Raw genomic sequence first — 22,827 nt, forward strand, 5'->3', positions numbered from 1 at the left:
TTCGCTAGACTGGTAACTGGAATCATGCGACATAACTCTAGACGGACCTTTTCTCTCTCCCTCCTGCTCGCCCTGGTAATTGCCTCAGCCACGTCTTCCCAGGCACTCCCTTCTTCAACCTGGTTGCCTTACGGTCCTGACGGGGGTGACGCGCGCGCTTTGGCCGCAGATCCTCACGACAGCCAGCATCTCTACCTGGGATCGGCAAATGGGTGGATCTACGAGTCCCACGATGGCGGGGCGCAGTGGAAGCGCCTGTCTCGCATTGGCAGCCGTGACAATCTCGTCGTAGACAACATCCTTATCGATTCCTCAAAGCCGGGCCGTGTGCTCGTCGGCGCATGGGCGCTCGGGAACGCGGACGGTGGCCTCTTCCTCAGTGAAAATGGCGGAGCCTCCTGGCAGGAGGTCCCCGATCTCAAGGGCCAGTCCGTGCTTGCGCTTGTCGGCGCTCCCTCTGATCCCGCGACTTTCGTTGCCGGAACGCTGAAGGGTGTGTACAAGACGACCGATAGCGGTTCTCACTGGAAGCTGATTAGCCCGGAGGGAAGCAGGGAGATCCACGAAGTCGAATCCATCGCTATCGATCCGAAAGATCCAAAGATCGTCTATGCGGGAACATGGCATCTGCCGTGGAAGACGACCGATGATGGCGCTCACTGGTCCAACATCAAGGAAGGCGTGATTGATGACTCGGATGTCTTTTCGATCATCATCGATCCCAAGGATCCCAGCGTCGTTTACGCCAGCGCCTGCTCGGGAATTTACAAGAGTGAGAGCGCGGGTTCGCTGTTTCACAAAATCCAGGGAATCCCTTCTACGGCAAGGCGCACGCGCGTTCTGATGCAGGATCCGCAGCATCAGAACATCGTCTTCGCTGGAACGACCGAAGGTCTGTACCGCACGACCGATTCCGGAAAGACCTGGAGCCGAACGACCGGACCGGAGCTGATCGTCAACGACGTCTACATCAATCCGCAGGATACGAACCGCATTCTGCTGGCGACCGATCGTGGCGGTGTGCTTGTCTCGAATGATGGCGGGGCGAGCTTCAGAGCAACGAACAGCGGCTTCTCCGCGCGTCAGATTACTTCCTACGTCGCGGATATGCGCTCCCCAGGAACCATCTACGTTGGCATGGTGAACGACAAGGCCTGGGGCGGAGTCTTCGTCAGCACCAATGGTGGTTTGACCTGGACGCAGAAGAATGCAGGGCTCGAGGCGCATGACGTCCTCAGCCTCGGGCAGGCGTCGGATGGAACGATTCTGGCGGGAACGAGGCACGGAATCTACCGCCTGAACGGAGAGGTCTGGAGCAAGGTAGAACATGTATCGCTGGAGCTGCCGGTGACGGAAGCTCCGCCTGCGCCGCAGCCGGTTACGACCAGGAAGAAGGGCGCACGAAAAGCTCCTGTGAAGAAGACGGTCGTAAAGAAGAAGGAGCCCGCCAAACCATTTGATGGCACGGTCTTTGCTTTCGCTCGCGACGGAGAGCAGGTCTTCGCGGCGACACAGGACGGTGTTCTGAAGAGCGCGGACGGTGGTCAGAGCTGGACACTGGTTACGGATCCGCAAGGGTATATGTGGTATGCAGTGTCCTCTTCGAAGTCGTCCATCCTAGCCGCGTCGCTGACCAAGGCGATGCTCTCTGGCGATGACGGTCGTACCTGGAATCCGATCACGCCGCCATCGGAGCTCACGCAGATCACCGCGGTCGCCGTAGATGGTTTTGGAGGACTCTGGATTGGAGGCCGCGAAGGCGTCTATCTCTCCGAAGACAAGGGAGCGACGTGGCAGGTGGTGAAGAACCTGTTTGTCCGGGATGTGAACAGCATCTTCTACGACGAGAAGGATCAGCGCGTTCTGATTACGGCGAACAGTTCGACGACCATCGCTTTCTCGGCGCATCTTCCGGACAAGAAGGTCTCGTACTGGAACACAGGCTGGAATCTTCGCCTGCTGCGTCCGGTCGGCGATCATCTGGTTGCGGCGACTCTATTCGATGGTGTCGTGATCCAGCCGGAGATGGTGAATTCGGCCGAGGTTGAGAAGCACTGATAGAACGGTTGCGGATCGTGGCAGGCGGCGAGGGATTAGAATCGTAGTATGAATTCCAATGCCAGCACGGGAATCCCGAATGCCCGGACAGCGGGTCTGCAGGGGCCGCTTGCCCGACCGCGACACTCCTTCCAGACGGATGATCGAGCGCTGGAGCCGATTGCTGAAAAGGTTCTCGCGGGCGAACGCCTGAGCTTCGAAGACGGCGTCAAGCTGTATCGAAGCGGCGACATCCTTGCCGTGGGCTGGCTTGCGAACTGGGTTCGCGAGAAGCTGCACGGCAACATCGCTTACTTCAACGTCAATCGTCATATCAATCCGACGAACGTCTGTGTCGCGTCGTGCAGGCTGTGTGCCTTTGGCAGGAAGAAGGGCGAGGCGGGCACGTACACGATGGCTCTCGAAGAGGCGTGGGAGACCGCGGGAGCGGGTTACACGGAGGCGGTAACGGAGTTCCACATTGTGGGTGGGCTGCATCCTGATCTTCCGTTCGAGTACTTCATGGATCTGGTTCGGGGCTTGAAGGAGCGGTTTCCAGAGGTTCATATCAAGGCGTTCACGATGGTCGAGGTCGCGTTTCTTGCCAAGCGCGGCAAGATGACGATCGAGGAGACGCTGAAGCGCATGAAGGAAGCCGGCGTCGATTCGATGCCAGGCGGCGGCGCGGAGATCTTTGCGGATCGCATCCGGCACATCATCTGCGATCACAAGATTGATGGATCCGAGTGGCTGGATACGGCACGGCTGGCGCACAAGATGGGACTGCGCTCGAACGCGACCATGCTATACGGCCATGTCGAAAACGACGAGGATCGCGTGGATCACCTGGTTCGCCTGCGCGAGGTGCAGGACGAGACGGGCGGATTCCAGACGTTTATTCCTCTCTCGTTTCATCCCGACAATACTGCCCTGGCTCACATTCCGAAGACGACAGGGATGCTGGACATCAAGCAGATCGCCGTGGGGCGGTTGATGCTGGATAACTTTTCCCACATCAAGAGCTACTGGCAGATGGTCTCGCCGAAGATGGCGCAGATCTCGCTGCGGTTCGGCGCGGATGATATCGACGGAACCGTGATTGAGGAGAAGATCTATCACGATGCCGGGGCGACGACTCCGCAGGGGCTGCGAAGAAAGGACTTGGTACGGCTGATTACGGAGGCGGGCCGGGAGCCGTTTGAGCGGGATACGATGTATCGCGCGGTGACTCGGACCGAGGATACGTTCACGGTCGCGGTTTAGGGAGGGGTCCCCCATCGTATTTTGTGCAAAATCTTCATTCTGTTCAACTTAGGTCCGGACCTCGGATTCCAATCGTTCGAACAAAGAAGAAGCCCCGGGATATCTCCGGGGCTTCTTTTGCTCTGCATTTAGTTTAGCAAGATGAGCTCTACGGACCGGCACTTTTCTTGCGAGCTAAACCACTTGTTTTGTTCGAATCGCATAGGTTTGTGGGTTGACAAAGGATCTGGGTGGTCTGAAGACGAACGGATCCAATCGCTAGTTTGTGATTGTTATAGGAGCCGATATCAATTGAGCATCTGCAGTTGGAAGCGAAGAGCGATGTGGGCTAGTCTCCATATTGGCTTTTCCATCAACCAGCGAGGTAATGACAAACAAGTAGGTCTTTCCGGACGATAGCAGGTCAGGTGGAACGGTCATCGAAGTCTTTGCGGCGCTCAACGTAGCAAGAGGAAAAAATCCGATTGTGCCAGTTATCGTGCCCGGCGGCGTGCCGCCTGGGAATGTGGTAATCGTGCCAACGATCGTGCCCGGCGGTGTGCCGACAGGTAATGTGCCGCCCGGCGATGTGCCGCCCGGCGATGTAGTTGGGCTCATGATAGCCACGGTATAGCCGTACGGAGCGCCGATCGCGGGCGGGTCCCAACTGAGTGTCACCGCTGTTCCGTTGATTGTGGCGGCAGTGAAGAGGTCGTCGCCGTTGATCTTCGGGTTCTGCACCGGTGAGATCAGAGGTTTGACTGTTGTGGTTGGCAGTGAGGTCGTCTGGATATTGGTCAGATCGAAGTTCTGGGTACTTCCTCCAGGCATAGGAACAGCCACCGAAGCGGTCTGGCATACGCGGAAGGTGCGTCGCCAAGCGGAAGGGAATGGATCGCTATATTGCACCGCCCCCGCTTCCACGTCAGTGGTCAAAGGCGGATTCGTGGGGGATATAAGCAAGTCCGAGAAGCGTCCGCTGGTGAGGTTCCCGCCGGGGCAATTTCCTCCGGCCCCGTTTCCTCCGGTCCAGAGGAGATCAATGGGTTTTGAGCTTGATACGTTTGGACCGTCGGCCGAGATATAGGACTGTACGGAGAGGTTGAAGCTGCCTCCCAGAGCGGTAGGTGCGGTCGGCGCGATGTGATCGGACAGGGAAGCCCACGCGGAACCCTTGACGCTGAGGTTAATCGAAGCTGGAACTGTGGGACTCAGTGCTCCACTGAGCGTATTGGGGCCACCGGTCGCTAGGGACAGATTCGACAGCATAAGCGAAGGTCCCATCACGTATCCAGCCATGGGACCAAATGCGGCCGGTTCGTACTGCCTCACGAACGCATTTTTGATCGAGGAGAAATCGAGGTTGCTGCCAATCGAAACTCCTGCGGAGAAGGTGGTGGAACCTGGAGTCGTTGAGATCCGATAGGCCGGCAAGGGGGTTTCGAGAGCATCGAATTGAAACATTGCGGGTGCAGCCGTCGGGTCCAAGGAGGTGAAGCTGAAGTTGATGTACGTCGTCGAGAGAGTCGGATTCGGAGGATTTACGGTTGAGACAAAGATGTCGCTGCCCGCATCGAAGATGCTGCTGCTCGTCCAGTACGTCTCGCCGAGTCCGAGTTTCAGCCAATAGTGTCCCGCAGGGACGTTGGGAATCTCGAAGGTTCCATTGGCGCCGGCCGTTCCGGAGAGTGACCGGAAAGAGCCATCCGGCTGCGGCACGAGAGCCGCAACGTACGAGTTGATGGGGGTCCAGTCGAAGGCTTTATTCGTCGAACCATTCTCATCCCACAAGGTATCGATGTGGCTGATTCGGATGGTCCCGGATGGCGTCACCGACCAGGACTGTGTCGCCGATGCTCCGCCTGAAGCGGTCGCAGTCACGGTGAAGCTGTTCGAGGTCCGGGATTGTTGCGCTGTAGGGGTCCACGAGAGGCTGTTTCCGCTAAGCGTTGCGCCGGTCGGTGCGTTCGATAAGGAAAACGTGACCGCAGTGGCGCTGGTTGCAAGTTGATAGCTGTAGGGCGACCCCTCGGTGGCCTGGGTACCTGGCGTGCTGGTAAAGACAGGCGCGGCCGGGGCCGGAGTGTTGTTGTTCCCGCTACAGCCTGTGAGCAGAAAGGCGATCAGTGTGACAAGTACGAACCAGTATCGTGGCAAACGAGTACTTCCCCTGGGGTGCAATGGCGGTGCCGGTTCAGTCTCACGGTATCGCGGTCGAAGTTCAAGAGAAATTTTCAGTCAGAGGTGCACACAGGTCATCTCCAAGTCATCCAGTAACCACTCAACAGGCATAGACATCTAAAGGATGTCAGGGGAGAAGGTGTAGAGGATGTCCTGGAATGGAACAGCTCCATCTGTGCCACACACCAGCCCAAAAAGCCGGGGCTTTAGCCCGTGAGGGCAGACGCCCCTCCGTGCTGCTATTCTGCCAGCGATGCCATCCGCAACCAAACCCTCCTCGGTCGGCGCAGTTGCCGGAGCCACTACGGCCCTCGTCCTCCTGACCGCGCTCAACTTCGTCAACTACATCGACCGCTACATCCTTCCCGGCGTGCAGGAGCAGATCAAGGGCGAGTTTCATCTCACGGACGAGCACATCGGAACCCTGACCTTCTGGTTCATGATCGCCTACATGCTCGCTTCGCCCATCACGGGATGGCTCGGCGACCGCTTTCCGCGCAAGCCCATGATCGTCATCGCGGCCCTGTTCTGGAGCGGCATCAACTTCTTCACCGCCTCGGTCCACAGCTACGATTCGCTCAATCTCCGCCACGCCGCTCTGGGAATCGGCGAGGCCAGCTTCGGGATCTTCGCTCCAGCCATGCTCTCGGACTTTTATCCCCCTGAGCAACGCAACCGCGTCCTGACCATCTTCAACATCGCCATCCCGGTCGGCGCTGCGCTCGGCTACCTGGTCGGCGGTGTCGTGGGAGAGCATTACGGCTGGCGCCACGCCTTCATCGTCTCCGCCATCCCGGGAGCCATCATCGCGCTGCTCATCCTCTTCTTTATGAAGGAGCCCGAGCGCGGAGCCAGCCAGCATGAGAAAGCAAAGCTCGAGAAGGGAACTGTCCTCACGCTGGTAAAGAACAAGGCTTACCTGGCCTCCATCCTGGGCTATGCCGCGGTCACCTTCTCACTTGGCGGAATCTCCTGGTGGATGCCCTCGTTCCTGCAGCGCGTCGATGGCCGCTCGCAGTCGAACGCCGCCTTCCTTATGGGAGCCGTGACTGTCGTGACCGGCCTGCTTGGAACCATCACCGGCGGCGTCATCGCGCAGCGCTGGTCGAAGAAGACTCCTAAAGCGCTGTACCTTGTTCCTGCCATCAGCGCTGCTATCGCCATTCCGCCCGCGCTCGTCTGCTTCTTCGGCCCGCACGACCTCACCATTCCGTCGCTCGCCCTAGCCATCTTTTTCATCTTCCTCGGAACCGGCCCGGTCAACGCTGCGACCATGAATGCGGTGCGTCCCGAGGTTCGAGCCACTGCGATGGCGGGACAGCTTCTGGTGATTCATGCGCTCGGCGACGCTATCTCGCCCCGCATCATCGGCGCCGCCAGCGACCGTTCCACCCTGAACCTCGGACTCGGCTCGACCCTGGTAACGCTGCTGCTCGCCGCGGTCATCTTCTTCTTCGGCTCGCGCTATGCTCCTCCGTTGCGCGAGGATGCGCCCGTCGCCGCATGATGCAGTTTGCCCAAGCTCTCGCCTGGCTGCTCGCACTCGCATGGATCTGGAAAGCAGTCACTGCAGGCTTCGGACTGCGTCGAATTCCGAACTTGCTCGACGCACAGTTCGATCGCGAGCCTGTGGGCGATCCGTCGATTACCGTCATCGTTCCCGCCCGCGATGAAGAGCAGGCTCTCCCAGCCTCGCTCGCATCGCTGATCGCGCAGGACTACGCGAACCTTCGCATCATCGCCGTCGACGATCGCTCGACCGACACCTCGGGCGCCATCATGGACGAGTTCGCTGCGCGCTATCCTGCTCGCCTCCGCGTAATGCATATCAGTGAGCTTCCGCCGAACTGGCTTGGCAAGCCGCATGCGATGGCGATGGCGGCGCGCGAGGCGATTGCAAACGACCGGCCTGACTATCTGCTCTTCACTGACGCCGATATCTTCTTTGAGCCGCAGGCAATCCGCCGCTCTCTTGTACAGGCCGTTGCGACGAAGGCAGACCACTTCGTTACCTTCCCGACTCCCCAGATCAAGAGCGTCGGTGAGGGCATGCTGCTCGGGTACCTCGGCGTGATGGGGTTGTGGGCGACGCGGCCGTGGAAGGCCGACGACCCGAAGGCGAAGCGTGACTCCATCGGAATCGGAGCCTTCAATCTGCTGCTAACTGCCGCTTACGAGCAGCTTGGAGGATTCGAGTCTCTGCGCATGGAGATCCTTGAAGATCTCACGATGGCTCACTGCGTCAAGCGTGCCGGCCTGCGGCAGCGTGTCGCGATCGCGCCCGGAATGGTCAGCCTGCACTGGGCCGCGGGAGCTCTTGGCGTCGTAAACGTTATGACGAAGAACCTGTTCGCGGTCTTTCGATTTCGCATCGGGCTGGTTCTGGCCGCGTGCCTCGGTCTGGCCGTTCAGTGCCTGGCGCCGTTCGTCTTTCTGCTGATTCCACAGACGCGCGTTCCGGCGATTCTCACCCTGCTGGCGATTGCGGCGCTTTACGCACTGTCGTCGCGCCACTCAAAGATCTCTGTTCTGTATGCGGTGTTGTTTCCCGCGGGAGCTGCGCTGTTCCTGTATTCGCTTTTGCGGTCAGCATTTACAACCCTGCGGGCGGGAGGGGTAATGTGGCGCGGGACCTTCTACCCGTTAAAGGAGTTGCGCAAAAATATAACGCCTCTGCGATAGAGCAGAGCGCGCGTGAAGTTGTTTGAGATGGTCTTACGCTTCTACGAGAACTTTGCCGTAGCGCTTCTCTACGTAGTTGTCGAGGATCTCCTGGAACTCTTCAACGATTCGGTCGCCACGAAGGGTAGTGAATAGCTTGCCGTCGACGTAAACCGGAGCCTTGGGCTCCTCGAAGGTTCCGGGGAGAGAGATGCCGATGTTGGCGTGCTTGGATTCGCCGGGGCCGTTGACGATACAACCCATCACCGCCAGCTTGAGCTCTTCGACGCCAGCGTACTGCTTCTTCCACTCCGGCATCTGCTCGACCAGGTAGGTCTGAATGCGTTCGGCGAGCTCCTGGAAGTAGGTCGAAGTAGTGCGCCCGCAGCCGGGGCAGCTCGTGACCTGCGGCATGAAGCTGCGGATGCCGAGCGATTGCAGGATCTGCTGGCCGCAGCGAACCTCTTCTGAACGGTCGCCGCCGGGCGTCGGGGTGAGACTGACGCGGATAGTGTCGCCGATTCCGCTCAACAGGAGAGGCGCAAGCCCGGCCGCTGAAGCTACGATGCCCTTCATTCCCATCCCGGCTTCAGTCAAACCAAGGTGCAGGGCATAGTCGCAGCGGCTGGCAAGTTCCTGATAGACGTCGATGAGGTCGCGAACACCGGAGACTTTGGCGCTGAGCACGATCTGGTCGCGTCGCAGACCATAGCGCTCGGCGGCGGCTGCGTTATCGAGCGCCGAAACCACCATCGCCTCCATCATGACGTCGCGGGCGGGAAGGGGATTGGAGGACCTGGAGTTCTCGTCCATCATCTTGGTCAAAAGAGCCTGATCGAGCGATCCCCAGTTGACGCCGATGCGAACGGGCTTCTGGTGCTTGACCGCAACCTCGACCATGGTGCGGAAGTTGTCGTCGTCTTTGCGTCCGATAGAGACGTTGCCCGGATTGATGCGGTACTTTGCGAGCGCCTGAGCGGTATCGGGATATTTGGCCAATAGAAGATGGCCGTTATAGTGGAAGTCGCCGATGATGGGCGTGTTCCAGCCCTTCTGGGCGATGCCCTCGATGATGTAGGGGACCGCCTTTGCTGCCTCGTCATTATTGACGGTCACCCGGACCATCTCGGAACCGGCACGGGCGAGCGCGGCGATCTGCTGGACGGTGCTCTCTACATCGGCGGTATCGGTGTTGGTCATCGACTGCACGACGACAGGGGCATCCGAGCCAACCTGAACATTACCGATCTTGACCGTTACCGCACGACGACGCTGTATCTCAGGCATAAATTCTCCACCCTCAAGTCTATCATCCGGAACCAGGGCGACGTCGCGCTACACTAAGCTCAAGGCCCGGTAGCTCAGTTGCATAGAGCAGCGCACTCCTAACGCGAAGGTCGCAGGTTGGACTCCTGCCCGGGCCACCATTTACTCTTCCCATCTGATCTCAGATCGTGTCAGAGCCTCCAAAGATTCCTCGTAAGCTTCAGATAAAAATGGTATTGTGACTCCTGATTAGTCCCAACATGTGTCACTACAGCCAGCTCGATGAAGGCAGGGAAGCGTGAGCTGAAGCTTGCTGACGGGCAGGGGCTGTATCTGCTCGTGACACCGACAGGGGCGAAACATTGGAGGTGGAAGTACCGAGTCAATGGCAAAGAGAAGAAGATGGCTTTCGGCTCTTTCCCTGAAGTCGGCCTTGCCGAGGCTAGGGAGTTACACGCGGACGCCAGAAAGCTGCTTCGGTCAGGTGTAGATCCGATGGAACTGCGGAAGTCCGAACGGGTTGAGGCTCAGCGCGGCATCGCCACATCGTTTGAGGCCGTTGCGCTGAAGTGGCACGAACACTGGTCAAGTCACAAGAACCCCGACTACGCAGGTGACGTGATGACTCGTCTGACCCGCGATATCTTCCCGGTCATCGGACATCTGCCGGTTGAAAGGTGATGGCACCTCAGATCGTGGAGGCGATCAAGAAGATAGAGGAGAGAGGGGCCCGGGAGATCGCCGCCCGGTCATTGCAGAACGTATCTCAGGTCTTCCGATATGCGATCGCTCACGGACTCGTAACCCGGCTGCCGACTTCAAGCCGACAGATATCATCAAGTCCGTACCAGTCGTTAACATGGCACGGGTCGAGATAGGCGACGTGCCAACGTTGTTGCGGAAGATGGAGAACTACGACGGTACCCTAGTCACACGGCTGGCTCTCAAGCTGATGGCTCTGACCTTCGTTCGCACGAGCGAACTTATCGAGGGTGGTTGGTCCGAGATCAGCTGGAGGAAGAAGGAGTGGGTGATTCCGAAGGAGAGGATGAAACAAGTAAGAGGAGCTGTGGGGATGAAGCCACACTATGTACCTCTCTCCGACCAAGCACTCGACGTGCTCCAGTCCCTGTACGAGATCACAGGATATGGAGAGCTGATGTTCCCTCATCAGTGGGACAAGACCAAGACGATGAGCAAAAACACCATTCTCGAAGCCTTGTATCGGATGGGCTACAAGTGCGAGATAACCGGCCACGGTTTTCGAGGCGTGGCGGCCACTGTGCTGCATGAGAAATGGAAGATTGCGGATCCTCTCAAGGAGCAGTACATCGACCTCCAACTCGCCCATATCCGCCGCAACAACGTGAAGGCGGCATATGACCATTCAAAGCACATGGAGCAACGCACAGTGATGATGCAATGGTGGGCTGACTACCTGGACCAAGCGCGTAAACAACGAACCTTACCCCACCCGAAGCATGTCGCGAGATGACGCGAGCTGATCCATCCAGTCCTGCACCTCGGACTCGATCCAAGCAACCGACTTAGGGCCGAGACGTACCGGGCGCGGGAAGTTACCGTCATCGAGCTTGCGGTAGATGGTTGATCGTGAGAGGCCGGTTGTCTCAATGATGGTCGGCAGGCGAAGAAACTTCTTCTTCGGTGCCGGGCGGCTCTCCTGCGCTTGAGTGCTTGAGGATGCGGTGCGTATGGCAGACATGGGGGTTGATACCGCCATGTTCGCCGCGAACCCGATTATGGGGGTTTGGGTTAGGCCGGTGATGCAGGCTGGGGTGGGGCGTCTCGGTGGAGTCCTCCTGCGCTGGCGTGTACAGATCTAATCGAGCCCGGACGATGCAGTACCGAATTACCCGATGGCCGGGGATGGGCTTGCGGGGTATGAAGCCAGCCGCCTCCAGACGGTCAGCGCCTCATGCGTCCGTCGCGGCTTGAGGCCCGCGCCTTTGGCTATGGTCGCGACGGGGGGAAGCAGGTGTGGACCATGCGTTGGATCTCGCCCTTCGTTAGAGGCTCGGTGATCTGGTCCAAACGCTAGGCCAAGGATTGGGCACGCGCCACTCAGCACCTTCGCACCCTGCGGCGATCAGGTCGTCGCGCATGTCGAAGGCCTGGTGGACCCGCAGGTAGCTAGCTTAGCTGGTTGCATCTTACTTCTGCTGGTCGAAGAATCGGCATAAGGGGTAATACCAGCGCCGTGAGGTGGAGGGTGATTTTGGTGTGCCACCCGGACGTGATTTTGTTCCCCCTCCCCGGCCCGCCTCCGCGCCTACAACCCCAGCCGATCCTTCGCATCCGGCTCGTAGTCAGGCTCGTCGTCATCCCACCCTTCGGATTCGTCGTCATCCCGATGACCCTGCGCGTCCGCTTGCTCCTCCATCTGCGCCTGCAAGGCACACGCCGCTGCGATCTCGTCGTAGTTCTCCATGAACTCGTCGTACGCCTCCGGACCCGCCTCACGGAGCATCCCTGCCCAGGGGTTGTTCGAGGTAGCCCACATGGCAAGGTGTACGTCGTCCTTCTCCGCTTCATCGATCGCTGGCACCGTGGTCTGCGTCTGGCCCGCGTAGCTCCCCAAGAGGCGGCAAATGCGGTATGCGGGGGAGAGATCGGCATAAATGGTGTCGCCCAGATGACGGATACTAAGCAGGTGGGGTCCGACCGCTTCACGGAGATAATCGATGTAACCGGTGATGTGGTTAGCTGCATGGGATCGCAGCGTTGCACGGACTTCGGTTTCGTCGCCGAAGACTGCACAGAGCGAGTCGATTAACCGCTCACCTTCCTCCTCGTTCACTCCGTTCGGCAGTTCGGCTTCATCACCGCAGCCCGTACGATACGTCTTCAACCAATCTTCGAAGCACCTGGCGATCCAGCCGCCCAACTGCCTGGAGTTCGCGATCCCGCCGTAGATTTGGTGGTCGTTTGATGCCCATTCGAGCACCCGACCAACCAGGTCAGCGTCTCCACCGGCGGCATCGACGCACTTGATCACGCAGCCCCTGACCATGCGCTCTGCGTCCTTCTCCTCGTATGTCGGGTGGTTACCGAATTTCGGGGCGATGTTCATGCAGATCCGGTCGATTGCCTCCTTGTCTGCGGGCTTTTGCCTGACGAAGTCGACGCCGGAGTGGCCTGCATTATCAGAGTCAACGGCTTCACTGGGCGAACGGCGCTCAGGAACAGGTTGATCGAACGGGGAAACATATTTATCCCGTTCGTCCTTAAGGTTATTCTTTTCGGCTTTGTTACGCATCGCTGCGTCGTGCATGGTCTTTGTATCGATGAAGTACCGGTTCGACGCATACGGGCGATGATCACGGTCGACGAGCTTGAGGTTCTCGATCAGGTGGTCCAGCGCACGCTTGACGGTGGTGATGCTGAGGCCGGTGTCGGCGGCAAGCGTCTCCTGGGAGGCGAAGCTGGAGTACTGCTGGCGTGGATTGCACCGTGAGATAAGGGCCCAAAGCACAAGCCTCACCGAGGACGTGGTGATCTCTGACTGTACCTTCGGTTCACTCCCCTCATTGTCGAGGCGCTTGCCCCTGCCTTTCTTCTTTTGCGCGGTCCCGAATACCAGCCCGCAGTCCCTCGCGGCCCAGATCAAATATGAGCTGCCGAGCAACCCCCTACCTTGGCTCATCTTGTTGTGCATCGAACTCCCTCCTGTAAGAGGGGTCTGATAGGTCGTTTTGCGCCCCACTTAATTTCCATGAGGGCTAATACCACTGCGTGGGCACCGATGGAGCTTATCTCCAGGATGAAATCTTTCTCTTCATGGTGAATAAACAATCTTCACTACGAATATATGTTCTTCACCATGAAAATTGTTTATTCATGGTGACCATGAATTCTTCACAGTTGGCTACTAACCTAGACTCGTAACCAGACCTATAACCATGACTCTCTAACAGAGAGTCTCCTAACCCGTCGTCCGAGGGGACGAAGGAAGGATGCGTCTTACCGACGCTATGAGGAGGAGGAAGGCAACAGCAAAGACAAAAGCAACAGCACAACTCCGGACGGTAATAGTCTGAATCTTCGCTTACGCTCGATTCATCCCGGCCCTCAAGCCAGCCATATACTCCGGCTGACAATCCCAAAGACAGAGACCATCACGGGATCGCTGCCCGCCGCCCCCTCCCACGTCGACAGGCACTCAGCATAAGGACCACATGACCTCAAGGGAGGACCACATGACCTCAAGGGCTCCTCCGCCGTCACTTCCAACATCGGATCTCCGCGATCCGGCTTCTGGTACAAGATCATGGTCGTCCACCCGCGCCGCCGCCATCCCGGCAAACATGAAATAAGCGGCTACGCGTTCCCGGCGTGCATCCTAAGCTCAATGCCGACCACAACCCAGCTCGATGACATCTTGTGGGAGCAGTACCAATCCGCCCGCCACACCCGGTCCCAGCCAATCTTCGCGCCCACGCAACTATATAGAACTTGCCGCCCGGATCGACCTCGACGCAGACGCTGATGACCCGTTCCGCACATCCAGGGCATGAGGCCCACCTCAATGGCGGCTACGGCGAGGTTGTGATCGCGGAAGCACGGGCACTCGCATCCATTCCGAATAATCTAAGCAGCTTGGAAGCAACGCCCCTGCTTTGCGCGGCGTAACCACTTTCCATGCGTTGCGTAACTCACATCTGCGAGCTGGAGATCTGGTTGCGATTCAGGGTGTTGGCGGACTTGGCCACCTTGCAATGCAGTACGCGCGGCGCATGGCTTCCATACAGTCGCCATCGCTCGCGGAGCCGAAAAGCAGCCTCTCGCCCTGGAGCTAAGTGCGCACGTTTACCTGGACAGCAACCAGGTCGATGCTGTCCAGGAGCTGCAAAAGATGGGGGGTGCCGATGCGATTCTGACGACTGTGTCCAGCGGTAAAGCCATGGGACCTCTATTCGGTGCCCTGGCTAATCGAGGAAAGTTTATCGTCGTCGGCTCCTCGGACGAGCCGTTGGAACTCTCCCTATATCAGTTGCTTGTCGGTTCTAAGACAATTTCAGGCGAGGTAGTTGGGACAGGAGTCAACGAAGGCGACACGTTGGCGTTCAGTGTACTCCAGAACATCAAACCGATGATAGAGGTGGTGTCGCTGGAGGACGCACCCGCGGCCTACCAGAAGATGATGCGAAATGAGGCACGGTTACGGATGGTCATCCAGATGATGCGCTGAGACCGAACGGGTCACGTCGACGACGACTTTCAGTACCTGTAAGACAGATTGCGTAAGACTATGCGGGCGAACCGGAGGCTATTTCAACCGTTGCCAACAGGTGTGGGTGTTGAAAAAGTCGGCGTCTGTTCTGGTGTTCTAAGCTGGACACCGCACGAAAACGAGGCGGGTGTTGCGGCTGCCCGCTTTCAAGAAGCCGCGGGTATGGGGGAGGTTGTTGGTCCACTCAGGAACCGGACTAGTCGTTTGATATTCTGAGCAGTAGCCGCTAGGTAGAACTGCTCTTGAACGAACTTCAACCCGCGCAGACGCAGACGACGAACGCCGATGTGACTCTTCAGTTGTGCGAACAGTGCCTCGATCTTCTTCCGCTGTCGCTGTGCGTGCTCGAACTCTGGTGTGGTCCAGAGATCGCGTGCTCGTTGCCGAGCAGCTTCGTTCATGTGGATAGCAAGGTACCGAAACGGTCCGGTCGTGCACTGGGATCTCTGTTGGCACGGGCCACACTTCTTACGCGTGCCGATATAGCCGAAGGTCCGATTCCGCTGGTTACGACCACCATAATTCAGTTGCTGGCCCGCTGGGCAGATGTAGCTGTTGCTGTCCGGTAAATAGGTGAAGCGCTCTGGACCATAGAAGGGGCTTCTTGTTCGCCCGACAGCGTCCCTGGTTGGCATATAGGGCGTAATCTCCCGGTCCATCAGCCACTGCAAAAACTCGCCGTTACCATAGCTTGCATCGGCAGCGATGGACTGCGGTTTCTTAACTTGCCATTGAGCGAAGCGCGCGATCATCTCCTCCGCGGCTCGAGACTCCTCGCTCAGGCGGGCACCCGTCGCTTGTGCACCCACGATGCGCCGGCGTGCCGCCTTTTGTCGCATACGTGGAGTCTGAATCAGTAGTGGACACCTTGTCCTGGCTATGTGTCGGCTCCTCCACTGGATTCTGCGTTTCTAGTTCAGCCAGGTATTCGCGCACGGTTCGATTGACCTGCGCAGCTTCTGCCAGCTGTTCTCTCGGGATGCGGCTCTCCTTCGAAGCATTGGCTTCAACGAAGGTTCCATCGACCGATAGCTTGTCCCCGCGCACCAGGCCAACTTCCAGGCACTGGGCAACGATTCGCTCGAACAGCTGTTCGAAGAACTTCGATTCCTGGAACCGCCCGTGGCGGTTCTTCGAAAACGTGGAGTGATGCGGGATTTCCTCATCGAAACCGAGGCCTGTGAACCAGCGCCAGGCTAGATGCATGCGCAGTTCCTCAACAAGCTTGCGTTCGCTGCTGATGCCGTACACATAGCCAATCAGCACAATGCCCAGCAACAGTTCCGGGTCGATCGATGGACGACCGGCGTCGCTATAGCTGTCCTTCAGCCGCTCCCGCACGAAGCCGAAGTCGATATGCTTGTCAATCAACCGCAACAGATGATTCTCTGGAACCTGATCTTCCAGTCGGAAGTAGTAGAACAGCGATTCCGAGCGCGCGTGCTGACCCATCATGAGCGTTAGTCCTCCGAAATTGGCCATCCACAACAGCATGGTCAAACTATGCTGCCAAATACCTCGAATTGCCATACGGAGCTCATCGAAATCAGCTGATGGGTGCTGAGTTTTTCAACAGCCACCCCTGTTGTCACTCGTTGATCGCGAAAACCACTTCACGAGATGCCGACTAGCGTCCATGTGGCCTTTTCAATAAGTGCATTGGCGATTATGGGCCATTCGAGAACCTCCATAGGGCAGGCGAGTCGAGGAAAATATTGGTTTCTGAATTGGGTAGGCATGTCCGACGCCTATTGCTCCCAAAAAGGCCTCTTCGCAGGTCCGCTCTCCTTCATCGGTGCTAGCGAGACCCACACTGTCTCCTGTGTCCGCCCTGACACGACACTCTCCGTACACAGAAATTCCCGGACAGAGTTCTTCTTCATTACCACCCCCGCCTCTTGTTCGCGAAGTAGTGGAACATCAGGCCGGGTATAAACTAGGAGCTGGCGTTGCACTCGTCCGCGACTTTGTGCCAGGAGCTCGTGAGGGCGTCGTCTCGTTGCTCTTACACATCGGAGCAACCGATGTCGACTCCGGAAATTAATATTCACAAGGCAACGTCTCTCGGCACAGAGTTCGTCCGAGTTTATACGAGATGTCCCTCATCCGCGGGTGTGACTCCGAAGCAGAAGCGCAACCGAAAGGTCCATTTCGAAGGATCGGAACGCGCAAGCTTCGGCGGGAGCATTTGGTATCAGTGCTCGATCTCTGTACACCTGCTTCTGCCCCACATAAATCTCCTTCCTCGCTGCGCTTGAATGGCGCTGGAGGAACTGACGATGCGACCTTTCGTGAGGTCGTGGTCGCGCTCGATAACACCAGTCCTGCTCGTGCTTCACCTGACTGACGTTTTTCTTCGACCCCGGTCGAGGCACGATCTCTTATGTTCGTTTTTCGTGGCTACACGGAGGTTATTCACATGAATGGATCAACGGTAAATCGCTTTGCATCTGCGGCTGTAGGCACCAGTGCGATTCTGCTCGGTTTGCGACAGGTAGGACGCACGAGAGTGCTCTCTGTGGCAGCTGGAACTGGACTACTCGCATACGGAGCTCTGGCGAAGCCGCCGCACCGGCAACCCGTGAGTCTTGAGCCACTGGCAATCACCCGTGTGATTACGGTTGGCAAGCCGCGAGACGAACTTTTCCGCATGTGGCGCGATCCGCAAGTCATGTCAGACCTTTTCGGAGACGTTCTTCAGGTTTCCCGTGAAGGCGAGGGGCGCATTCGCCTGCATATGAGTCTTCCCGGGCGACGTGAGATCACTTGGACCTCGCGGCTAGTCGAACAAGGTCAAGGTTCTAGCCTTCTATGGCGAACCGATCCGGGCGCAGCAGTTCCTCACGAAATGTTCATTCGATTCCGTGACGCACACCCTGCCGAATGGGGGACGGAAGTCACCCTCGGTATCTCACCCCTATCCAACGATAGAGTGACCAAGGCGTTGGTTCGGCTTACCGACTCGGTGGACGAAGCGATGCTCACGAAGGTGCTCCGCCGGTTCAAGTCGCTGGTTGAGACCGGCGAAATGCCAACTCTGTCCCACAATCCGGCTGGGCGGCACCGCGCAATTGCCGCAGCCTAGGAGGTAAACATGCGAGCACTCTGCTGGAATGGAGTAAATGACTTACGGGTCGAGACCGTCCCTGATCCCGGCATCGTAAACCCTCACGATGTGATCCTCAGGGTTACCTCGTCCACAACCTGCGGCTCCGATTTGCACTTTATTGACGGTTACATTCCTACTATGCGCGCGGGAGACGTGATCGGGCACGAGTTCATGGGAGAAGTCGTCGAGACCGGCCCTGAAGTACGCAACATCAAGAAAGGCGATCGCGTTGTCGTTCCGTCGTTTATCTGTTGCGGACAGTGCTGGTTCTGCCAGCACGACCTGTGGTCGCTGTGCGACAACACGAATCCAAACGCCGAATTGCAGGAACCGTTGCTGGGAGGCACAACCGCCGGGATCTATGGTTACACGCACGCATTCGGCGGTTACGCCGGAGCGCACGCGCAATATGTTCGCGTACCGTACGGGGACATTGATTGCTTCAAGGTGCCGGATGGGTTGCGCGACGAACAAGTGCTGTTTCTCTCCGATGCCGCTCCCACCGGCTATATGGGCGCAGATTTCTGTGTAACACCTGGTGCCACGGTCGCTGTCTGGGGCTGCGGTGGAGTGGGGCTGATGGCACAAAGAAGTGCTTACCTGCTCGGAGCGGAGAGGGTCATTGCTATCGATCGCTTTCCTGAGCGACTCGCTGCAGCGCGAGAGCACTGCGGCTCCGAGACCATTGACTACTCGAGCGTCGATAGCGTCCTCGACACACTGAAGGAGATGACAGGAGGCCGGGGCCCCGATGCATGTATCGATGCGGTCGGCATGGAAGCACACGGCACAAGTCTGATGGCCAAGTACGACGTTGTGAAGCAGGCATTACGTCTGCAAACGGATCGCGGCGAAGCCTTGCGGGAAGCGATCATGGCCATTCGGAAAGGGGGAACGCTGTCGATCCTCGGAGTCTACGGCGTGATGGACAAATTCCCCATTGGCGTCATTATGAACAAAGGGCTGACGGTGAAGACAGCGCAGCAACACGGTCAAAAGTACATGAGTCGACTGCTCGATCACGCGCGCAAAGGCGAATTAGACGCCAGCTTCCTGGCCACACACACCTTCTCTCTCGAAGATGCTCCGAGAGGCTACGACATGTTCAAGAATAAGCAGGACGGAATCCTACGAGCCGTCTTTCGACCGAATTGATCTTGAGGAGATTGAAATAAAAGCCTTGAACAACCACGGGATGATCAGTTTGTTTAGTCAGTTTCAAACCAAGGCGGAACACGCGGCATGAAATGCGCGATTGTCGGCGAGGGGAACCGCGACCCACAGCGACCAGACCTCGCCTGAAAGCGAGAGAAGTCATCATGAAAGAAACAGGAGAAACTGTCGTTCGCACAACCAAACTTCCCTCGGGGGATGTTCTTCCCATACTGGGGCAAGGCACGTGGCATCTCGCGGAAACTCCAGGACGCAGAAAGGATGAGATTGCGGCTTTGCGCATCGGGCTCGATCTCGGCATGACCCTGGTCGATACGGCCGAAATGTACGGCGATGGAGCTGCCGAAGAACTAGTGGGTGAGGTAATTGCTGACCGCCGTGATGAGGTCTTCCTGGTCAGCAAGGTTCTACCGGAAAATGCGACGCGTCGCGGCACCATCGCGGCCTGCGAACGCAGCCTGCGTCGCCTCGGTACAGACAGGCTGGACTTATACCTTCTTCATTGGAGGGGCAACCACTCTCTCGAGGACACTATCGAGGGTTTTCAATCCCTTTTGCAGGCGGGCAAGATTCGACACTGGGGTGTCAGCAACTTCGATGTCTCCGATATGGACGAGTTGGTCGGTCTTCCTGGTGGATCCGATGTTGCAACAGACCAGGTGCTCTACAACCTTACCCGTCGCGGTATCGAGCATGATCTGCTGCCTTGGTGTCAACAGCACCGTATGCCGACCATGGCTTATTCGCCAATCGAGCAAGGACGGATGCTCGGTCATCACGAGTTGCAAAAGGTGGCTGAACGACATCGCGCCACCGCAGCCCAGGTGGCTCTCGCCTGGGTACTCCGAATCGAAGGGGTCATTGCTATTCCACGTGCAGGTGAGCCGAATCACGTCCGCGAGAACCGCGGCGCGGTTGACCTGCGCCTGACAGAAAGGGATCTCGCAGAGCTCGATCAAGCGTTTCCACAGCCTCGGGGAAAAGTTCCGCTCGAAATGTTGTGAAGCCATGCCGGGTGCCGGTCTGACGTAAAGGAACTTTCTCTCTAGAGCAAGGTGATTGAAGGGGGTGCACCGACAAAACAGCGACTGAGACGCATGCGTACGCGGTCTGTTCGGTGGCCGTACGCTCCTGGCGAAACTTCAACTTGATCGTAGTTTGCGTCTATATGGGCGCGAACAGAAAGCGACAAACTCATGAAAGCACTTGTCTATCATGGTCCTCGAAATGTGTCGGTCGACAATGTCGCCGATGCCAGAATCGAAAAGCCAACAGACGTCCTCGTCAGAATTACTTCCACAAATATTTGTGGTTCTGACCTGCACATGTATGAGGGTCGCACCGATATGGAGCACGGGCGGGTTCTCGGTCACGAGAACCTGGGTGAGGTCGTCGAGATCGGTGAAGGAGTTGACCGAGTGAAGGTGGGCGACCGAGTTGTACTGCCGTTTAATATCGGCTGCGGGTTTTGTGCCAACTGCGAGCGCGGATTGTCCGCGTTTTGCCTAACCACCGCGGATCGCAGCAAGATACCGAACATGGCTGGCGCCGCATATGGGTTTGCGGATATGGGACCCTACAATGGAGGCCAGGCCGAGTTTCTGCGCGTTCCTTATGGGGACTATAACTGTCTAATCCTCCCCGAAGATGCCGAAGAGAAAGAACGAGACTATGTCATGCTCTCCGACATTTTCCCTACGGGTTGGCACTCCACCCGGCTTGCCAGTCTGACGCCGGGGGATTCCGTTGTGATCTACGGCTCCGGCCCCGTCGGTCTGATGGCCACGCTTTCCGCCCGCGTTCAAGGCGCAAGTCAGATCTTTGTCGTGGACCACAATACAGACCGACTCGAGGTAGCGGAAAAGCTCGGAGCCACTCCTATCGTAGAGGATGAGGGCCGTGAGGTTGAACAAATTCTCGAGGCCACCCGCGGCGAGGGGACAGATTGCGGTTGCGAGTGCATTGGATATCAGTGCCACACCCCCGGGGGGCAAGAGGTACCAAATCTCGTGATGAACTCGCTCGTGAACGCCGTCAAGTTCACCGGGAACATCGGAGTGGTTGGCGTCTTCATTCCCCAGGATCCGGGGGCGGCCGACAAGCTCGCCAAGAACGGCGAAATTGCATTCGATTTCGGCAAATTCTGGTTCAAAGGGCAGAAGATCGGTACAGGGCAATGTAATGTGAAAGCATATAACAGAAAGCTGATGCAATTGATCCACCACGACAGAGCAAACCCATCGGCAATCATCTCGCACGAGTTACCGCTGAGCGAAGCACCGAAGGGGTATAAGAACTTCGATGCCCGTGTCGATGGCTGGCATAAAGTGGTCCTCCATCCAATAGCAGCTTGACGCAGGCAGGACCGAACCTGGGACCTCAAGAAACTGGCGAACTAGGTGCTTTACTTCCTAGTAGATTCAGATCGGGCGACTCAGTTCTTCCCACTCCAGGTCTTCGCTGGCTCAGCCTACCAAAATGTCTGCTATGGCAATTGCGATTATCCAACAGGTCGGCGGGACTATGCTTATCATGCTGATCCTGTTGGATGTTTTTCTGACGGTTCTTTACGCCAGGATGGGAAGCGGCTTACTGAGCCGCCGAGTGGGGAGAATCGTGTGGCGCTGCTTCTGGGTCATCGCTCAAACAAGACCGGACAAGGGTGACCGGATTCTATCGTTCTGCGGCCCTGTCATCCTCGCTGTCCTCGTCTTCACCTGGGTAAGTGGTCTCGCGCTAGGCAATGCTTTCTTGATCCATCCAATGCTGGGTCGATCCGTCCAATCGACGAGTGGAAAGACACCAACAGATCTTGTGAGCGCACTTTATGCCGGCGGATCCAGCCTTTCAATTATTGGGTCGAGCGACTTCACGCCGCGCACCTCAGGATCTCGCCTGCTTTACCTGTTCAACTCGATCGCTGGCCTCAGCGTCACCTCTCTTACCCTGACCTACCTTATGCAAATTTACAACCAGCTTCAGCAACGGAACGCCTTTGCACTCAAGGTCTACCTTGCCACACGACGCACCGGTGACGCTGCTGAATTGGTTGCCGGGATTGCTCCCGAGGGTTCATGGACTGCCGGAGCGTCGTCTTTATGGGAGCTCGCCGCAGAGACTGCGGTTACAAAGGAGGCGCACCATTTCTACCCGATGCTCTTTTATATGCGGTTCCCCGACCACTACTACTCGATTTCCTTCATCACGCTGGTTTTGCTCGATTCCATAACGCTCATACGCTGCGCTTTGGGCGAAGACTATAACCAACTCAAACATTTGGGCGCGCTGGACGAGCTTTGGGAGGGCTCGCTCCTTCTCCTTACCGCACTGGAGCAAAACTTCCTGCAGGCGGGCGCGGCTCATCGCGAGCAGCCAAATCGCTCAGAGATTTCCTGCTGGACCGATCGCTTCATGCGCGCCAAAGATCGTCTGCGCGCTGCGGGAATTTCAACCGCAGACGACGAACAACAGGCCCTTTCCTCTTATGTGGCAATGCGGAGTCAATGGAACCATCACATCCGTCGGCTCGCGCCCTCGATGATGTATCGCATCGAGGACATCGACTCCGCTACTTACGGGAAGAGTGTTGGCGAAATCAGGGATTGAGGTTTCCGCCAGAACATTCGATGGTCACAGCTGTTAGTACCCGAAAGTCTTTATCGATTCCAAGCAACCTGTATTGAACGGGCCAAGACTCTGTATCAAGTGGGCCCGTATCAAGTGCACCGGCAGTAGATTCGACTTTGCGTCGCTGGTGCACAGCGCGGAACAGAAATGACCCCCCAAGTAATTTCTGCACGGCAGGGCATCCGGACATCCCGGCTCCAGACCGAAAAGTGAGAGTGAACAGCGACAAAGCCATACACTCGCCACCTAGTCACCCGAGGATGGCTTCGGAAGCCAGAGT

General features: G+C 57.6%; 19 protein-coding genes, 1 tRNA gene and 1 pseudogene. 15 read left to right on the forward strand and 6 right to left on the reverse strand.

Going from position 1 to position 22,827, the window contains the following annotated elements; translation table 11 throughout:
• Positions 1–24: 24 nt before the first annotated feature.
• Together JAO29_RS20300 and mqnE are read left to right on the forward strand one after the other, a co-directional pair.
• Complete coding sequence (locus JAO29_RS20300; RefSeq protein WP_334270097.1) at positions 25–2,058, forward strand: WD40/YVTN/BNR-like repeat-containing protein; 2,034 nt, start codon at positions 25–27, stop codon at positions 2,056–2,058.
• A 48-nt stretch (positions 2,059–2,106) separates the two neighbouring features.
• Positions 2,107–3,300, forward strand: coding sequence for an aminofutalosine synthase MqnE (gene mqnE / locus JAO29_RS20305; RefSeq protein ID WP_334270098.1), 1,194 nt, complete (start codon positions 2,107–2,109; stop codon positions 3,298–3,300).
• A 258-nt stretch (positions 3,301–3,558) separates the two neighbouring features.
• On the opposite strand, the gene JAO29_RS20310 is transcribed toward mqnE, so the two are convergent.
• Positions 3,559–5,436 carry a hypothetical protein gene (locus tag JAO29_RS20310; RefSeq protein ID WP_334270099.1) on the reverse strand — a complete coding sequence of 626 codons (1,878 nt, stop codon included), beginning with the start codon at positions 5,434–5,436 and terminating at the stop codon, positions 3,559–3,561.
• Between the two features lie 277 nt (positions 5,437–5,713).
• Here JAO29_RS20310 and JAO29_RS20315 point away from each other — a divergent pair, with 277 nt between their 5' ends.
• Together JAO29_RS20315 and JAO29_RS20320 are read left to right on the forward strand one after the other, a co-directional pair.
• Positions 5,714–6,967 carry a spinster family MFS transporter gene (locus JAO29_RS20315; protein WP_334270100.1) on the forward strand — a complete coding sequence of 418 codons (1,254 nt, stop codon included), beginning with the start codon at positions 5,714–5,716 and terminating at the stop codon, positions 6,965–6,967.
• Positions 6,964–8,142: a glycosyltransferase gene (locus JAO29_RS20320; RefSeq protein ID WP_334270101.1), complete on the forward strand. Its 1,179-nt coding sequence runs from the start codon at positions 6,964–6,966 to the stop codon at positions 8,140–8,142. Before JAO29_RS20315 ends, JAO29_RS20320 begins: the two co-directional genes overlap by 4 nt.
• A gap of 33 nt (positions 8,143–8,175) precedes the next feature.
• Here the strand turns inward: JAO29_RS20320 and ispG are convergent, their stop codons facing one another.
• Positions 8,176–9,408, reverse strand: a complete 1,233-nt coding sequence (ispG, locus tag JAO29_RS20325; RefSeq protein ID WP_334270102.1) for a flavodoxin-dependent (E)-4-hydroxy-3-methylbut-2-enyl-diphosphate synthase — start codon at positions 9,406–9,408, stop codon at positions 8,176–8,178.
• Between the two features lie 63 nt (positions 9,409–9,471).
• Between ispG and JAO29_RS20330 the strand changes: the two genes are divergently transcribed.
• From JAO29_RS20330 to JAO29_RS20340, 4 genes are all read left to right on the forward strand, one after another.
• A tRNA-Arg gene (locus JAO29_RS20330) sits at positions 9,472–9,548 on the forward strand.
• A 121-nt stretch (positions 9,549–9,669) separates the two neighbouring features.
• Positions 9,670–10,068: a tyrosine-type recombinase/integrase gene (locus tag JAO29_RS20335; RefSeq protein WP_334270103.1), complete on the forward strand. Its 399-nt coding sequence runs from the start codon at positions 9,670–9,672 to the stop codon at positions 10,066–10,068.
• On the forward strand, positions 10,068–10,265 hold the full coding sequence (locus JAO29_RS23665) for a phage integrase central domain-containing protein (protein ID WP_442886453.1): 198 nt from the start codon (positions 10,068–10,070) through the stop codon (positions 10,263–10,265). The genes JAO29_RS20335 and JAO29_RS23665 overlap by 1 nt, the downstream gene beginning before the upstream one ends.
• Before the next feature lie 5 nt (positions 10,266–10,270).
• Positions 10,271–10,882 (forward strand): tyrosine-type recombinase/integrase, encoded by a 612-nt coding sequence (locus JAO29_RS20340; RefSeq protein WP_334270104.1) that lies wholly within the window; start codon positions 10,271–10,273, stop codon positions 10,880–10,882.
• Here JAO29_RS20340 and JAO29_RS20345 read toward each other — a convergent pair.
• Positions 10,853–11,128 (reverse strand): helix-turn-helix transcriptional regulator, encoded by a 276-nt coding sequence (locus tag JAO29_RS20345; protein ID WP_334270105.1) that lies wholly within the window; start codon positions 11,126–11,128, stop codon positions 10,853–10,855. The genes JAO29_RS20340 and JAO29_RS20345 overlap by 30 nt on opposite strands.
• A gap of 549 nt (positions 11,129–11,677) precedes the next feature.
• Entirely contained in the window at positions 11,678–13,051 is a 1,374-nt protein-coding gene (locus JAO29_RS20350) for a helix-turn-helix domain-containing protein (protein ID WP_334270106.1), read from the reverse strand.
• A gap of 842 nt (positions 13,052–13,893) precedes the next feature.
• On the opposite strand from JAO29_RS20350, the gene JAO29_RS20355 reads away from it, so the two are divergent.
• Positions 13,894–14,037: a hypothetical protein gene (locus JAO29_RS20355; RefSeq protein ID WP_334270107.1), complete on the forward strand. Its 144-nt coding sequence runs from the start codon at positions 13,894–13,896 to the stop codon at positions 14,035–14,037.
• Positions 14,038–14,149: 112 nt separating this feature from the next.
• Positions 14,150–14,596: pseudogene (locus JAO29_RS20360) on the forward strand (zinc-binding dehydrogenase); the annotation flags it as partial.
• A gap of 188 nt (positions 14,597–14,784) precedes the next feature.
• On the opposite strand, the gene JAO29_RS20365 reads toward JAO29_RS20360, so the two are convergent.
• Entirely contained in the window at positions 14,785–15,390 is a 606-nt protein-coding gene (locus tag JAO29_RS20365; protein WP_334270108.1) for a transposase, read from the reverse strand.
• Entirely contained in the window at positions 15,359–16,093 is a 735-nt protein-coding gene (locus JAO29_RS20370) for a transposase (RefSeq protein ID WP_334270109.1), read from the reverse strand. Before JAO29_RS20370 ends, JAO29_RS20365 begins: the two co-directional genes overlap by 32 nt.
• Before the next feature lie 964 nt (positions 16,094–17,057).
• Here JAO29_RS20370 and JAO29_RS20375 point away from each other — a divergent pair.
• The 5 genes from JAO29_RS20375 (at position 17,058) to JAO29_RS20395 (ending at position 22,526) form a co-directional block, all read left to right on the forward strand.
• Positions 17,058–17,723 (forward strand): SRPBCC family protein, encoded by a 666-nt coding sequence (locus JAO29_RS20375; RefSeq protein WP_334270110.1) that lies wholly within the window; start codon positions 17,058–17,060, stop codon positions 17,721–17,723.
• A 9-nt stretch (positions 17,724–17,732) separates the two neighbouring features.
• Positions 17,733–18,902: a zinc-dependent alcohol dehydrogenase gene (locus JAO29_RS20380; RefSeq protein WP_334270111.1), complete on the forward strand. Its 1,170-nt coding sequence runs from the start codon at positions 17,733–17,735 to the stop codon at positions 18,900–18,902.
• Positions 18,903–19,066: 164 nt separating this feature from the next.
• The gene (locus tag JAO29_RS20385; protein ID WP_334270112.1) at positions 19,067–19,924 is read left to right on the forward strand and encodes an aldo/keto reductase; all 858 of its coding nucleotides are present in this window, start codon (positions 19,067–19,069) and stop codon (positions 19,922–19,924) included.
• A gap of 192 nt (positions 19,925–20,116) precedes the next feature.
• Positions 20,117–21,274 (forward strand): glutathione-independent formaldehyde dehydrogenase, encoded by a 1,158-nt coding sequence (locus tag JAO29_RS20390; RefSeq protein ID WP_334270113.1) that lies wholly within the window; start codon positions 20,117–20,119, stop codon positions 21,272–21,274.
• Positions 21,275–21,407: 133 nt separating this feature from the next.
• Entirely contained in the window at positions 21,408–22,526 is a 1,119-nt protein-coding gene (locus JAO29_RS20395) for a hypothetical protein (protein WP_334270114.1), read from the forward strand.
• Positions 22,527–22,827 lie beyond the last annotated feature (301 nt).

This window comes from Edaphobacter sp. HDX4, from assembly GCF_036877565.1.
Taxonomy (GTDB): Bacteria; Acidobacteriota; Terriglobia; order Terriglobales; family Acidobacteriaceae; genus Edaphobacter.